General features: G+C 68.0%; 12 protein-coding genes. 2 read left to right on the top strand and 10 right to left on the bottom strand.

Features of this window, described 5'->3' with window-relative positions; translation table 11 throughout:
• The first annotated feature begins 3 nt into the window (after positions 1–3).
• Both H6717_19475 and H6717_19470 read left to right on the top strand, forming a co-directional pair.
• A complete protein-coding gene (locus tag H6717_19475; GenBank protein ID MCB9579218.1) occupies positions 4–840 on the top strand; it encodes an MBL fold metallo-hydrolase in 837 nt (278 codons plus the stop codon).
• Positions 841–991: 151 nt separating this feature from the next.
• Entirely contained in the window at positions 992–1,147 is a 156-nt protein-coding gene (locus H6717_19470) for a hypothetical protein (protein ID MCB9579217.1), read from the top strand.
• Between the two features lie 73 nt (positions 1,148–1,220).
• Here H6717_19470 and H6717_19465 read toward each other — a convergent pair whose 3' ends face one another.
• The 10 genes from H6717_19465 to H6717_19420 all read right to left on the bottom strand — a co-directional run bounded on the left by H6717_19465 (position 1,221) and on the right by H6717_19420 (position 14,086).
• Entirely contained in the window at positions 1,221–2,165 is a 945-nt protein-coding gene (locus H6717_19465; GenBank protein ID MCB9579216.1) for a hypothetical protein, read from the bottom strand.
• Entirely contained in the window at positions 2,162–4,078 is a 1,917-nt protein-coding gene (locus tag H6717_19460) for a hypothetical protein (GenBank protein ID MCB9579215.1), read from the bottom strand. The genes H6717_19465 and H6717_19460 overlap by 4 nt, the downstream gene beginning before the upstream one ends.
• Before the next feature lie 208 nt (positions 4,079–4,286).
• Positions 4,287–7,409: an efflux RND transporter permease subunit gene (locus H6717_19455; GenBank protein ID MCB9579214.1), complete on the bottom strand. Its 3,123-nt coding sequence runs from the start codon at positions 7,407–7,409 to the stop codon at positions 4,287–4,289.
• Positions 7,410–7,412: 3 nt separating this feature from the next.
• Entirely contained in the window at positions 7,413–8,585 is a 1,173-nt protein-coding gene (locus H6717_19450; protein ID MCB9579213.1) for an efflux RND transporter periplasmic adaptor subunit, read from the bottom strand.
• Positions 8,582–9,862, bottom strand: a complete 1,281-nt coding sequence (locus tag H6717_19445) for a TolC family protein (protein MCB9579212.1) — start codon at positions 9,860–9,862, stop codon at positions 8,582–8,584. Before H6717_19445 ends, H6717_19450 begins: the two co-directional genes overlap by 4 nt.
• Positions 9,863–9,984: 122 nt before the next feature.
• Positions 9,985–10,311 carry a hypothetical protein gene (locus H6717_19440; protein ID MCB9579211.1) on the bottom strand — a complete coding sequence of 109 codons (327 nt, stop codon included), beginning with the start codon at positions 10,309–10,311 and terminating at the stop codon, positions 9,985–9,987.
• A gap of 139 nt (positions 10,312–10,450) precedes the next feature.
• Positions 10,451–11,782 carry a serpin family protein gene (locus H6717_19435; protein ID MCB9579210.1) on the bottom strand — a complete coding sequence of 444 codons (1,332 nt, stop codon included), beginning with the start codon at positions 11,780–11,782 and terminating at the stop codon, positions 10,451–10,453.
• A 48-nt stretch (positions 11,783–11,830) separates the two neighbouring features.
• Positions 11,831–12,898 carry a hypothetical protein gene (locus tag H6717_19430; protein ID MCB9579209.1) on the bottom strand — a complete coding sequence of 356 codons (1,068 nt, stop codon included), beginning with the start codon at positions 12,896–12,898 and terminating at the stop codon, positions 11,831–11,833.
• Positions 12,895–13,071: a DNA gyrase inhibitor YacG gene (yacG, locus tag H6717_19425; protein ID MCB9579208.1), complete on the bottom strand. Its 177-nt coding sequence runs from the start codon at positions 13,069–13,071 to the stop codon at positions 12,895–12,897. The genes H6717_19430 and yacG overlap by 4 nt, the downstream gene beginning before the upstream one ends.
• Before the next feature lies 1 nt (position 13,072).
• On the bottom strand, positions 13,073–14,086 hold the full coding sequence (locus tag H6717_19420) for a lamin tail domain-containing protein (protein MCB9579207.1): 1,014 nt from the start codon (positions 14,084–14,086) through the stop codon (positions 13,073–13,075).
• Between the last annotated feature and the right edge of the window lie 73 nt (positions 14,087–14,159).

Raw genomic sequence — 14,159 nt, 5'->3', positions numbered from 1 at the left:
GACATGGCTCACCGCACCCTGTGGCTCACGGCCCTCGTCCTGGCTCAGTGCTCGCGGCCGTCGGCTCCGGAGGTCACTCCGCCCAGCGCGGCGCCGCCGCCTCCTGCGGCAGCGCCGAGCGCGAAGCCCGCCGCGGCTCCGGCTCCCGCCGCGGACGTGATCTCCACCCAAGCGGGCGAGATTCGCATTCACCCGCTACACCACGCCACCTTCGCCCTCGACTTCGCGGGCAAGACCATAGTCGTGGATCCCGTCAAGGACGCGAGCTTCGACGGTGTGCCCAAGGCGGTGGCCGTGCTGCTCACGGACATCCACCCGGACCATCTGGATCCCGCCGTCATCGAGAAGGTGTCCACGCCGGAAACGGTGATTGTCGCGCCTCCCGCGGTAGCGGAGAAGCTGCCCAAGAGCTTCACTCACGTGCTGGTGATGAAGAACGGCGATACCACCACGAGCAAGGCGATGGCCGTGCCCGCGATTCCGTCTCTCGGCATCGAAGCCGTGCCCATGTACAACGAGAAGCGAGGTCCCGCGCCGGGCAAGCTCTATCACGACAAGGGTCGCGGCAACGGCTACGTGCTGACGTTTGGCGGCAAGCGCATCTACATTTCCGGCGACACGGAGTGCACCCCGGAGATGAAAGCGCTGAAGGACATTGACGTCGCCTTCGTGTGCATGAACCTGCCGTACACCATGCCGCCGAAAGAAGCCGTGGAGTGCATCCGCGCGTTCTCCCCGAAGATCGTGTACCCGTACCATTTCCGCGGATCGGATCCGGAGGAGGTGAGCCGCGCCTTCAAGGACGGCAAGACCGAGGTGCGCATCCGGAAGTGGTACTGACGCTTCGACTGCGCTGGGGAGCAGAGCGCAGAGCGTGAGAGATGAGGCTGCGGCCCGCCGGATTTGGGTCGGGCTCTGCCGCTGGTTGGGTCATCGCCCGGGGCGCGCCGCGGGCGCCGAGAGCCTCGGAAAAACGCTCAGAAGAGTGATCATGCGGGGCACATGCCCGACCATCCCCATCGAAGTGATCACGAATCTGAGCAGAAGATTGCCCTACGTTTCACGCAACGTCGGCAACACGGCGACGCTGACGAACAGCGCGCCGGCACAGGCCGTCGTCGCGAGCTCCACGGCCCAGCTCGGATAGAAGCCCGGCGGCGAATACGACGGCGCCCGTCCGCGGCGGTGCCGGGACGGGCGCGAGCGCGGGCGAGCGCGCGTCAGCGTCGCTTTTGCTGCTGCTCTTGGATGCGGACGATGAGGTGATCCACGGCCTTGGCCGCGGCGCCCTTCGCCGGCCGCGCGGAGCGCAGCAGATCCACCGTGGCGGGGTGCTCGATCATGAGCAGGGACTCCGCCGCGCGGGTGCGGACGTCGCCCTTCTGACGGACGAAGCTCGGCGCCAACGCTTCGGCGCAGATCTTTCGAACCGCGAGGCCTTCGGCGGCGCGCTTCTCACCGAGAGCGCGCCACGCCCAGCTCGAGCCCACGGTACCGAGGGCTTCCGCCGCCGTCGCCGCGAGCGTGGCGTCCTTGGTGGAAGCGAGCAGAGCGGCCAGGTGCTTCGCGCTCTCCACGCGACGCATCCAACCGAGGCCCGCCACTGCGTAGGGCGCCAGCGCGTCGCCGTCCTTGGCGTGCTTCACCAGCATGGCGAGCTCCTGATCGCCGCCGAGACGACCGAGAGCGCGCCCCGCTGCAGCCACGACCTTGGGGCGCAAGCCGCCCGTCTCGAAGGCCGCGAGCACCACGGGGCGAGCGCGCGGATCCCGAATCATGCCGACGGCGTCGAGCATGCCCAAGGCCAGCGCATCCCACTCCTCGTTCGTGAGGCTGCCGCGTTCCGGCTGCTGCACCGCGAGGGCTTCCAGCATGGGCATCAGCCCGGCCGGCCCCAGCGCCCGAAGCTCGCGCGCCACGGTGGGAAACGGGTTGCGGTTGTTCTTGTAGTACTCGAAGCGATGCCCCTTCAGGTTCTTGATCGCCTCGAACGCGGCGGGGTTTTGAGCTCGAGCCGTTTGGATCTGCTGCTCCAAGCTTTTTCGCGCGTCCGGAGCCAGCGCCGAGGGCGCCACCACGATGCCGTCGGCGCGAGCGCTCCCGGCGGAGAAAAGCAACGCGCCGCCCAGGGCCGCAGCACAAAGGATGTTCGTCAACGCTTTCATTTGCCGCTCTCCCACCAGAGCTGAGTCACCGTCGGTGCGCTCTCGTTCGTGCCGCAGTGAACCTCGCCCAAAGCCTCGTGATAGTACCAGTCGTCGGTGAAGTGGACCTTCAGGCCCTGACCGTCCGAGCCCAGCTGATTCTTCGCGGTGCCGAGCTCGTCCAGGATGTACTGCTCCAAGGGATCCACGTTGTTGATCAACGGGCCGAAGGGCTTGGCGATGTCCGCCGTGTTGGCCAGCATGCGCATGTTCACCATGCCGACGTTCCAGGCCACCTTCTCTTCCTGAGCCAGGTCCTCGAACCAGGTCGGGATGTAGATGATGTCGGCGTCCGTGAGGCCCGTCTCCTGCTTCATGGTGTCCACGTGACCCATGATCTTGACCTCGGACTGCTGCGCCCAGGTGGTGAGGTCCGGGCTGGAGAGGCACTGATCCACGGTCTTCTGGAAGTTAGAGCCCTTGCCCACGTGCAGCACCGCGGAGCCCTGGCCCTGAGCCTTGAGGTCCTCCAGCATGCTGGTCATGAGGGACGGCGACGCTACCAGGAGCTTCCATCCGCGCGCCGTGTTGGCCGGTACGTAGTGGAAGAACTCGTCCACGTGCTCCACCGCGAGCCAGGTGGTGTCGAGCACGATGCCCGGTCCTTGCACCTGTTGGGAGTCGTAGAACGCCGCGGTTTCGGCGTACGTCTTGTTGCCGTGGATGATGCGGCCCAGGGGGTAGCCGTCGAAGGGCGGCACCAGGTCGTGGTTGCCGTGGGAGTCCTGCGTGTGACCGTAGCCGCGGTGCTCCGGGTCGTAGAACTCCGCGGCGCCCTGGTCCGGGCCCAGGAAGCCCGGCGGACGGCTCTTCTCGGGGTTGCCCATGATGTAGGTGATGGGCGCGTACTCCAGACGCTGCTCCGCCGTCGGGTTCTGCATGGGCGGGCGACCCCAGGGGCGTGCGTTGAAGATGCGCATCCCGTGCTGCACGCCGTCCTCTCCGGGGAACGAGGTGTAGCCGGTCTGGAAGAAGTCCTCGGTCCAGATGTCCGGCCAGCCACCGGGGTTGTTGATGCTCACGCTGTACGGCGTGTACGCCACGCCCGCCGCCTGCGCCGCCGCGGTGTTGCCTTCCACGAACACCGGTGAGGCCGACGAAGAGTACATGCGGTCGTGAATGCCCATGCTGCCGAGCATGAGCCACGGCGCCACGCGCATCTTCGCGCGATCCATCCCATCGGGGTTCGCGTCCGTGGTGAGCAGGGCATTGTCCGGGCCGTGCACCTCGTAGCTGAGGTTCACGAAGCCGTCCCAAGCGTTCTTCTTGGCCTGGACGTCGCCGCCCGCCGGTACCTCCAAGGAGGGCAACGGCTGACCGCGGAAGCGTCGCGCCTCGATGCCGAACTCGACGCCGTCTCGGGTTTCTTCGAAGCTCAGCTGGTACTCGAGCGAATAGCTGCAGGTCTGCGGGGCGTCACACGCGCCTTGGCTACCAAGCACCAGCTCGGCTGGCTGCCCAACTGCGAACTTGTAGATCCGGATGCTCTCGGCGGCTTCCTGGTCGATGCGGACCACGCCCCGGGAGCCCTCCGCCACGTTCTCCCAGCCGCTGACCCGGATGCGTGCGAAGTCCCAGAAGTCAGCGGGGGAATTGACGATGTCGTCGTCGGCGTCCCGCACGCCGTTCGAGTCGTCGTCGTCCAGGTTGGCGATGAACGACGCGCCCGTCGTTGCGTCCCACTCGTCTTCGCGATCTTGGTCCGCGGGATCGTCCGGGTTGGCGATGCCGTCGCGGTTGGCGTCGACGACGATGTCGATGCGCTCGACGACCTTGCCGGGCCCGCCGCCGCCACTGCTGCCGCTGCTACCGCAAGCCGTGATCCCCATGGCCGCCAGCGAGGTGGCCAGAGGCAAGAGCCTCGTTCTCTTCATTTGCTGCTCCCGTGGGCCGTGTCGGAGGCCCGCCGCGCGGCCGCATCCCGGGCCGCGAAAATTGACCATGCCACGATGGCTGGGGCCCGACAAGGAAGCCGAACCCTGGAATTTTATGTTGGTACGGCGCGGTCACGCCGCGCTGCGTCGCCCGCATCGACCTCCTCCCGCGAGCCATCTCCGGGCTTACGCACTGCACGCGATTTGGCTACACGCGTGTGCGCTTTGGGCCCATGAGCCAGGCATAGGCGGCGGGGAGCACCAACAGGGTGAGCAGGGTGGAGGTCACGAGGCCCCCAATCACCACCGTGGCGAGAGGGCGCTGTACCTCCGCCCCGGCCGTGGTCGAAAGCGCCATGGGCAAGAAGCCGAGGCTCGCCACGAACGCCGTCATCAGCACGGGGCGCAGTCGCGCCGTTGCTGCCTGCGCTGCGGCCTTTGAGGGGGAAGCTCCCGCCGCTCGCCGTTCGACGACATGTGAAACCAAGACCACGCCGTTCAACACCGCCACGCCGAACAGGGCAATGAAGCCGACCCCAGCGGAGATGGAGAACGGGTAGCCGCGGAGCGCCAGGGCAGCCAGCCCGCCCGTCACCGCCATTGGCACGTTGAGGTAAATCAAGGCCGCCAGTCGACCGGACCGGAATGTGGAGTACAGCAGAACGAAGATCAACAGCAGCGCGATCGGGATGAGCAGGGCGAGGCGCTGGGAAGCCGCCTGCAGGTTCTCGAACTGACCGCCCCACTCCACGCGCCAGCCCGGGGGCATGTCCACATTCTGCGCCACGGCCGCGCGGGCTTGGCGGACGAAGCTCGCCAGGTCCCGGTCCCGCACGTTGGCTTCCACGTTGATTCGCCGGCTGATGCTGTCCCGACTGATCTGGGCGGGCCCTGCCTCGACGCTGATGTCGGCCAGTTGGGAGATTGGCACCTGCATGCGAGCGCCACTCTCCGTCGCCACGCCCACCCGCAACGCGCGGATGGCGTCCAGGTTGCTCTGCAGGCTTCGGTCGAAGCGCACTTGGATGGCGAAGCGCTTCTGGCCGTCGAGCACGGTCCCCACGCGCTTTCCTCCCACGGTCTCGATGACGTCGAGCACGTCCGAAACGTTCAGCCCATAGCGAGCGACGGCCTCGCGATCGACGCGCACTCGGAGCAGGGGCAGACCCTGGGTCTGTTCCGCCTTCACGTCCGCGGCGCCGGGCACGGTGCGCAGCACTCTCGCCACTTCGTCGGCCTTCCGCTTGAGCAACTCGAGATCGTCCCCGTAGATGTGCACGGCCACGTCGGAGCGCACGCCGGAGATCAGCTCCTGAACCCTGAGCTCGATCGGTTGGGAGTAGCTGAAGATGGCGCCCGGGATGCTCTTTCTCATTTTCGCGTCGATGGCGCGCAGCAAGGCTCTCTTGTCCTCGTAGCGCCAGTCGTCGCGCGGCTTCAGCATCACGTAGGTGTCGCTGACCTCCACGCCCATCGGGTCGGTGGCGATCTCCGCCCGGCCTGTCCGGGAGACCACCGTGTCCACCTCCGGGAAGTCCGTCATCAGCACCCGCTCCACGGCGGTGCTGATCTGATTCGACTTCTCCAGGGAGATGCTCGGCAGCCGCCATACCTGCATGGCGATGGCGCCTTCGTCGAGGCGCGGAATGAACTCCGCACCCAGAAATGGAACGATGCCCAGGCTCGCCACGAACGCCGTCACCGCTGCCACGAAGGTGGCACGCCTTCTGTTGATCACGCCGGCGAGCAGCGGGCGGTAGCAACGCTGCGCCCAGCGGAACAACCAAGGTTCTCGCTCCGACACGTTCTTCAAGAACGAGGCGGCCAGCACCGGCATCAGCGTGAGCGCGCACGCCAGCGAGCCGCCCAGTGCGAACACCACCGTCAGGGCCATGGGCCCGAACATCTTTCCCTCTACGCCCCTCAAGCCCAAGATCGGCAAGTACACGAGCATGATGATGCTCACCGCGAACACCACCGGTCGGGCCACCTGCCGCGCCGCCGCCCGCACCTTCTCCGCGTGGGGCTCGGGGTCGTCCCGGCGGTCGCGCAGCACCCGAACGACGTTTTCGATCATCACCACGGAGCCGTCGACGATCAGGCCGAAGTCGATGGCGCCCAGGCTCATGAGGTTGCCCGAAAGGCCGGCCAGCCGCATACCCGTGAAGGCCACCAACATGGACAGCGGAATGGCCGTTGCCACCATCAAGCCGCCGCGCACGTTCCCCAGCAGCAGCAGCAGTACCAGCACGACCAGCACGCCGCCTTCCACGAGGTTCTTGGCGACGGTGTGGATCGTGCGCTCTACCAGCTCCGTTCGATCGTAGAAGGTTTCGATGGTGACGCCCGCCGGGAGCGTCGGCTGAAGCTGGGCGATGGCGTCTTGCACCCGGCCCACGACCACTCGGGAGTTTTCCCCCATGAGCATCATCACGATGCCCACTACTGCTTCTCCGCGACCGTCGCGGGTGACGGCGCCCTGTCGGATAAGGGGTGCAAACTCCACTCGGGCCACGTCGCGCACGTAGATGGGCGCCGCGTTCGCTCCTCGGTTCACCACCACCCGCTCGATGTCCGTCAGGCTCTGGAGCAGCCCTTCCCCGCGCACCAGGACTTGTTCCCCCTGATGCGCGATGTAGCCGCCGCCGACGTTCTCGTTGTTGCGCTCGATGGCGTCGAGCACGTCTCCCACGGTCAGGCCGTAGGAGACGAGTCGATCCATGTCCAACGTTGCCTGATAGGTGCGGAGCTCTCCCCCGAAGGAGTTCACCTCCACGATGCCCTTCACCGAGCGGAGCTGGTAGGCGACGTTCCAGTCGAGGATGGTGCGAAGCTCCATCGGCGTGTAGCAGTCCGCGGTGTCGGGCTGCCCGGGCTTGCACATGGGGTCGCCCCGCACCTCGAACTGGTAGATCTCGCCCAACCCCGTGGATATGGGACCCATCTTGGGCTCGCCGTAGCCCTGGGGGATCTGTTCTCGGGCCTCACTCAGTCGCTCGTTCACGAGCTGGCGGGCCAGGTAGATGTCCGTGCCCTCTTCGAACACCACCGTCACCACCGAGAGGCCGAACTTCGACACCGAGCGGATCTCGTCGACCTTCGGCAGCCCGCTCATGGCGGTTTCCACCGGAAAGGTGATGAAGCTCTCGACCTCTTCCGGCGCCAGCCCTGGGCTGTCGGTGAGCACCTGAACCTGCACGTTGGTGACGTCGGGGACCGCGTCGATGGGCAGCTCTCGGAGGCTCTTGATTCCCACGATCACCACCAAGAGCCAGCCCAGGAGCACGAGCAGTCGGTTGTCGAGGGAGAAGTCGACGATGCGCTGGATCATCGCTCAGTGCCCGTGTCCCCCGCCCAGCTCGTGCTTGGCGGCTTCCGATTTCAGTATGAAGCTGCCGTGAGTCACTACGGTGTCGCCCGACGCCAAGCCGTCGCGCACCTCCACGTAGTCCGCACCTTGCTTCCCCACGACGATGCGCCGCTTCTCGAAGCGATCGGGCCCCAGTGCCACGAAGGCGATGCTGTGTCCGTCCTCGCGTTGCACCGCGCCGACGGGAATAGCGAGCGTGGTCACGCTGCCAGCGTCTCGCGAGGGCGTCGCCGCCGGAATCAACGTGGCGAACATACCGGGGCGCAGCGCCCCGTCCGGGTTCGGTAGCTCGACGCGCACTTCTGCGGTGCGGGTTCGCTCGTCCAGGGTGGGTGAGACGTAGGCGATGGCCCCTTCCCACACGCGATCAGGAAACGCCTTGGTACGGATCTTCGCGGATTGCCCGACTCGCACCTGTGCCAGGTCGCGCTCGTAGGCGCGGCCGATAATCCACACCGGATCGATGTCGGCGATCACGAACAGCTTCTGCTCGGGGCTCGCGACCTCTCCCGCCGTCGCGTGTCTCTGGACCACGGTTCCGGCCAGGGGGCTGCGCAAGAGCGTGGTTGCCCCGCTGCCACCGCGCCCACCGTAGACATGTGCTCGCGATTGCGCCGCGGAGAGTGCCGCGCGTGCCTGTTTCAGCGCGCCTTGCGCCTCCACGTACGACTTCTGGGCGCCGATGCCGGCGTCCATCAGTTGCTCCTGGCGGTTCAGGCGGTCTTTGGCGACGTCCAGCTCCGCCTTGGCCTGCGCCACGTTCGCTCGAGCCTCGCCCAACGGCACGCTCTTCAAGAGCGCCAAGACTTGGCCCTTCTCCACGCGGTCCCCCGGCTTGGCCTTGACCTCCGCGACTTGGCTGGCGACCAGCGGCGTGATGTGCGCGATGCGATCTGGATGCGGTTCCACCTCTGCGGGTAGGCCGAGGGCATCGGAAACGGCTCGGCGCGAGACCTTTTCCACTCGGATCTCGACGTTCTTCAGCATCTCCGGCGTTAGTTCGACGATGGCACTCCGGCCGCGTTTCGCCTCGTCGCTCACGTGCTCCCGGGCGTGCGTTTCGTCGTGGGCGTCTTGGCCCTTGTCGCAGCCGGACGAGGCGAACAGCACAACCAGTAGCGTGATGGTCCGCTTCATGGGTCGCCGAGCTCCACGCCCACGATGGCTTCCAAGCGAGCCCAGGCGTCGTAGTAGTCCTGAAAGGCCGCCAGGGCGTCCTGCTGTCCGCGCAGAAACCGCTCCTGCGCGACCAACACGTCGAGGACGTCGATCTCGCCGAGCTCGAAGGACTTCCGCAAGAGCTCGAGGTTCTTCTCCAGCGTGGGTAATATCTCCGAGCCGTACACCCGTGCGCGCCGCGCGCCGGTGTGCGCGTGCTCGCGCGCTTCGAGCACCCGAGCCCGTAGGTCGCTGGTCAGTGCGCCGTGCTCCGCACGGGCGCGGATCACGCGCGCGCGGGCCCGCGCGCGCTCCGGTGTGCCGCCAACCCACAGCGGCAGCGGCAGCGAGAGGGTGCCGCGCACGATGTGAGCGGCTTCCGCTCCAGGCTCCGCCTCGCTCTCGACTACGACGCCCAGGGTCGGGTTGGGCCACGCGCTCCGCTCTGCCGAGCGGAGGCCTGCGTGGGCGGCGGCGGAGCGCGCGCGGGCCGCGACCAGGGCAGGCTGCTCGTGGCGCGCGCGGCGGAGCAACGTTTCGGCGGGAGGTGGGACGCGCGGAGCGTGCAGCCTGCCGGTGGGCGTGAGCAGGCCGGCTCCGGTCCAGCCGACCCAACGGCCGAGCTCCAGCCGCACGCGATTGTAGGCGCTCTGTGAGCGCATTCGCTCCTGCCTGGCCTCCGCGAGCTGGGTTTCGGCGAGGCGCACTGGCAAGGGCGAGGTTTCACCGGCGCTCAAGCGCTGCCGCGCGACGTCGACGACGCGCTCGCTGAAGCGCAGCACCCGACCCGCGGCCGCCAAGCGCTCCCGCGCGACGATGGCGCGGTGGTACGCCGCGTGGACCCGTTGATGCACGCTCCACTTGGACGCGGAGAGCTCGGCGCGACGTGCCGCGAGGTCGGAGCGCGCGGCATCCAGCCTCTTGCTGCGCTTGCCTGCGACGTCGATCTCCTGCTCCAACCCGATGGAGTAGTCGATGCCGGAGCCCGCCGCAGTGGTGCGTCGGCCGACGCTGCCGAAAAGAACGGGGTCGCTCGGCAAGAGCGGGCTCGCCGCGTCCACCTCGGCGCGGCCGGCTTTGGCTTCGGCGCGCGCGACGTGAATCGTGGGGGCGGATTTCTCCGCCAGCTTCAGCGCCTGATGCAAGGTGACGGGCGCTTCTTTCGTGGGGGATGCTGCTGCCGGGCCCTGGGCCCGAGCCGGGGTGCTGGCCAGCAACAGGCTCAGCCACGCCCAGCGCAAGAACGTGTTCGACATCGATCGCCTCCGCCGGCGCGCGGCGCCGGTGTGGCAAATGGCAGGTTCGGCGTCGCGAAGCCGCGACGCACGGAGATCGAGCGCCGTTCAGCGCTCGACGGAGGATTGAAGGGACGCGACCTTCAGCCGCGGACTGGCGGCCGATACACCGAGCTTCGCGAGCCGTCCCTCGGGCTCGAGCGATGCGCGTGCGAAAGGCGTGTGCCATCTGCGGGCGCCGTGAGGTCCAGGGAAAACGCGAGGGTCGCGGCGGGCAGATGGGCGCAGCAGGGGCAAACGTGCACGCCCCCGGCGCAGCCGTGCTCCGCGCTCTGGTGATGGCCGTCCGCGGAGTGCGCCATGTCTCCGTGCAGCGCCAGGTGAACGACGTTCTCCGCCGATTCCGCAAAGCTCGTGGCCATGCACACCACGGCGGCGGCCAAGAGCAGGATCGAGAGACGACGCAACACCGAGACTTGATATGGATCAAGTCTCCGAGGGCGTCAACGATCGGGGGGTGAGGTTCCGCGGCGAACCAACATCCAAACGATCCACACGATCAGGGTGCTGGTTCCCTGCTTCGCGTATCGCGAAGCGGACAACCTCGTTCTAAGCCTTCTTGCTGGGATCGGTGACCCTGCCCACGAACAGCACCAGCCCAGAGGCGTGGTCGCGGATGAAGAACAGGAACGGGTGATCGGCGACCAGTTCGAAGGGCGGCTTCATGGGCATGCCCGCACCCCGAGGCATCACGACCGCGGTGGCCGCAGCCGCCTCCGTGCCCTTTTCGTCGATCTTCACGAAGGCCTTGTGGAAGACGTCGCCGATGAACAGACGATCGGCCGGCTTTGGCGGATCCGCGATGCCCGTGAAGTCCGCCTTCTGGCGATCGAGGGGCAGCTGCATGCCGAGCTTCAGCAACGGCTCGCGCAGCATGAGCGCGGTCGGCGGCTCGATCTCGAGCTTGGGTATGGCGATGCTCGATTGCTGCATCTTGAGCGCCGAGAGCCAGCTCTCGAGCTTCTTGTCGTCGAGCCCCTTCTCCAACTTCGCGAGGCCCTGGGTCTCGTTGGGCACCACGAACAACATGGATGCATCGCGCCCTTTGTAGGGCACCTCGGCGATCTTCACGCCGTCCACCTCGGCGGAGCGGAGCGGTGCCGTGCGGTGCATCATGGGCACGTCCTTCTTCTGGCCGGAGGCGAGAGTGAAGGACTGCGGTCGCGTGGCGTTCTTCTCGAAGGGCTCGAGCCAGTCCGCCAGGAAGTAGATGGCGTTCACGAGCACGAGGCGGGTCTGCTTGTCCACGCCACGGGGCGCGATCAGATCCTTGATGCGCTTCTCCGTCTGCGCTTCCACCCATTGGTTGATGTGCTTTCGCACGCTCTCCGGGTCTGTCGCGAAGCTCACCGGCTCGAGCGGCGCGCCGAAGTCCTTCTTGGTGGCGTCCAGGTAGCTCTGCTTGAACGTGTACGTCTTTTCGCCAAACAGCCGATTGGCGATGCGCAAGGTGAGCGGTCGACCCTTGGCCGTGAGGGCGCTCTGGAGCTCACCGGCTTGGGCCATGGCTTCTTCCGGGGTCGCTGACAGATGCATTACCTTCTGCATTTGCTCTTGGGTGCCGCCGCGGGCGCCGCCGTAGGTCATGGCCAACGCCAGCGTGATGCTCGCCGGCGAGAGGGCGAGGTTTCCGTCCTTCTTCACCTCGCGATAGAGATCGAAGCCGAGCGCATTGCTCGCGGCGGCGAGGGTCTTGGGCGTGGCGGGCGGCGGGGCGGTGGGCTCGCTCTCGGAGGTGGGCATGGGAGGCTCCGCGCTGGGCGTGGGAGGAGTGGGCGGTTTGGCCGCGGTGGTCGGCGGCTCCGCGTGCGGCCGCGTCGAGCTGTCGCACCCTGCAACGGACAGGAGCGCGATGGCGGCGGCGAGCAATCGTCGGTTCATTCCCTCGCGATACCGCCGGCGCGCGGCGGCGTACAGCGTGGCCTCCTCTCAGCGCACACAAACTGCGACGTCGTCGAGGCTGCCGCGGTCATCCAACCGGTTTTCTCCGGCCGACCACACGCACGTCGATTCGCGTCGGAGCCCCGCTCCCGTGAACGGGTCTTTCAGGGACGGCGGCGGCGCTCCTGCGCGGACTAGCAGCGCGACGGCCAGGGCGCGGAGCTTGGCTTGCGACTCCATGTCGCGCAGCAGGTGGCGGCGGACGCGCCGCAGATCCAGCGCCGCGGTGGAGGCCGACCGCTGCTGCTCTCCGGCGGCGGCGTCGAGCTCCGCCAGACCTTCGGGGTAGCGACTCGGATCGACGTGCTCGAAAGCGTCGGCGCGCTCCAGCGCCGAGCGCCAGGCGGAGAGCCGGCGATAGGGGTTTTCCAGCGGCCACTTGGGTCGCAAGAGCCAGTCGTCCCGCAGGGTGCCGGCGGCGTACAGCGCCTCGCCCGCCAGGGCGTCCCCGCTGGGCGCGGGGTGGCGAGCGAGGGACTCGATCTCCTTTCCCGCGGTCCGGAGCTCGGTCGGGTTCGCGTCGCGGGCGCAGTGGACCGCTACCGGCACGGCGGCGGCGATCTCCGAGGAAGCGATGGCCAGGCGCAAGATGCCGCCGCCGGAGACGTGGTCTTGAGCAAGTCGAATCGCGTCTGCGGCCGAGCGCAGGCATGCCGCGGGGGGTCGAGCACGGGCGCGGGCCAGCAGCACGCGCACCGCGCGCAGGTGCGCGCCGCTGTCGGGAGAGCGCGGCGAGCTCGGGTCCAGCAGCGGATCGCTCAGGGCTGCGACGGAGTGCTGGGTGGAACGCGCCAAGGCGTCGAGATCCAGCGTGCGCGCCTCGGCGACGCTCTGCGCCTCGGTGGCGGCATTGCCCGGCAGTGAAGTGCCGCGCAGCACTGGCCGAACCCAGCCGTGATGGGCAAGATCGCTGGAGCGCGCTCGGAGCGACTCCGTCAGGGCAGCGGCTTCACGCCGCGCCGGAAGCTCCCACAGCGCGTACCACGCGGCGGCGCACGCCAACGGCGCCACGGCGAGGCCCACTCCCAGGGCGAGCAGCAGGCGCGTTCGAGTCAATGGATCAGCGAGCCGTCGTCCTCGTCCACGAGGGGGCCGGGGATGCGATAGCGCTCGTCCAGCCAGTTCGAGAGATCCACCAACTTGCAGCGCGACGAACAAAACGGCCGAAATTCCCAGTCGTCCGGCGCGTCCGAGATGGTCTTCTTGCAGATGGGACAGTTGATGGTCATGTCAGTTGCTGGCCCCCGGAGTGCGGCTCTCGAGCTTGAAGTCGACGGAGTTGTCGTTGGTGTCGGTTCCGTTGGGGACGCGAGCTGCGGACATGCTCGCGCCGGGAGGCCCGGAGCCGAAGGGCGTGCCCTCGATGAACGGATTGCTCGGTGAGACCGCGCCCCAGGCGACGGCATCCTTGAGGGCGTCCGCGGGGTCGAACAGGCCAACGCCGCCTTCGTCCGCGATGCCCGAGCTCAGCGAGCCCTGCGCGGTGCCGGTGAAGCTCGACCCAGCGATCACGAAGAAGGCACCGGGCGAGAGGCTGTCCCCCGACGACCCGGTCCAACGTGTCTGCGGTGTGGAGCCCGTCTTCGACGAGTACTTCAGCGCCCAACCCGCGAGGCTCACCACGCAGCTGCCGGCATTGTAGAGCTCCACGAACTCGTCGGACCCGGTGGTCCCGGAAGGGGACACCTCGTTGACCACTACCGTGGGGCACACCCCGGCGTCCGTACCCGCCGACCCGCCGGTGCCTCCGCTGCCAGCGACGCCGCCGGTTCCGGCCGTGCCACCCGTTCCCGCGGTGCCGCCGGTGCCGGCCATGCCCCCCGCCCCAGCCATGCCGGCCGCGCCCCCGGCGCCGGCCATGCCGCCCGCACCACACACGCTGGCGTAGTCTCCACAGCAGTTGTTGAACTGGCTGCAGGCGTCGTCGCAGTAGCACTTGGGATCGCTGCCCGGCACCGCGCCCGACACGCCGCAGCGCCCCGCGCAGCTGCCCGGTCCGCCGCCGCCGGTACCACCCCCGCCGAGGCCTGCGCTGCCGCCGCCCGCGTCCGTGCCGCTCGAGCCACCCGTGCCGCCGAAGCCGCCGCTCGCGCCCGTGCCGCCGAAGCCGGCACTGGCGTCCTTGAGCTTCTCGAACTCGTCGGCGGGGATGAACTCGTGGTCGGGGAACGAGCAGGCGGCAAAAACCGCCGCGGCCAGTGACACGACGAGCACCCGAGGCTGGGAGCGAAGGCTAAGTGGCATCGGCTAGACAGGGCAGTCTAGCTCGGATTGCCCGTGCGCGGGTGACCGTCCCGTGAAATCGAAAACGCCGTCG

The organism is Polyangiaceae bacterium (assembly GCA_020633235.1).
GTDB lineage: Bacteria > Myxococcota_A > Polyangia > Polyangiales > Polyangiaceae > JACKEA01.
This window is presented reverse-complemented; position numbering and strand designations above follow the sequence as displayed.

Excerpts from the sequence above, each read along its gene's own strand:
- H6717_19450 (MCB9579213.1), bottom strand. The coding sequence starts at position 8,585 with ATGAAGCGGACCATCACGCTACTGGTTGTGCTGTTCGCCTCGTCCGGC.
- H6717_19465 (MCB9579216.1), bottom strand. The coding sequence starts at position 2,165 with ATGAAAGCGTTGACGAACATCCTTTGTGCTGCGGCCCTGGGCGGCGCG.
- H6717_19435 (MCB9579210.1), bottom strand. The coding sequence starts at position 11,782 with ATGAACCGACGATTGCTCGCCGCCGCCATCGCGCTCCTGTCCGTTGCA.
- H6717_19445 (MCB9579212.1), bottom strand. The coding sequence starts at position 9,862 with ATGTCGAACACGTTCTTGCGCTGGGCGTGGCTGAGCCTGTTGCTGGCC.
- H6717_19420 (MCB9579207.1), bottom strand. The coding sequence starts at position 14,086 with ATGCCACTTAGCCTTCGCTCCCAGCCTCGGGTGCTCGTCGTGTCACTG.
- H6717_19460 (MCB9579215.1), bottom strand. The coding sequence starts at position 4,078 with ATGAAGAGAACGAGGCTCTTGCCTCTGGCCACCTCGCTGGCGGCCATG.
- H6717_19470 (MCB9579217.1), top strand. The coding sequence starts at position 992 with ATGCGGGGCACATGCCCGACCATCCCCATCGAAGTGATCACGAATCTG.
- yacG (MCB9579208.1), bottom strand. The coding sequence starts at position 13,071 with ATGACCATCAACTGTCCCATCTGCAAGAAGACCATCTCGGACGCGCCG.
- H6717_19455 (MCB9579214.1), bottom strand. The coding sequence starts at position 7,409 with ATGATCCAGCGCATCGTCGACTTCTCCCTCGACAACCGACTGCTCGTG.
- H6717_19475 (MCB9579218.1), top strand. The coding sequence starts at position 4 with ATGGCTCACCGCACCCTGTGGCTCACGGCCCTCGTCCTGGCTCAGTGC.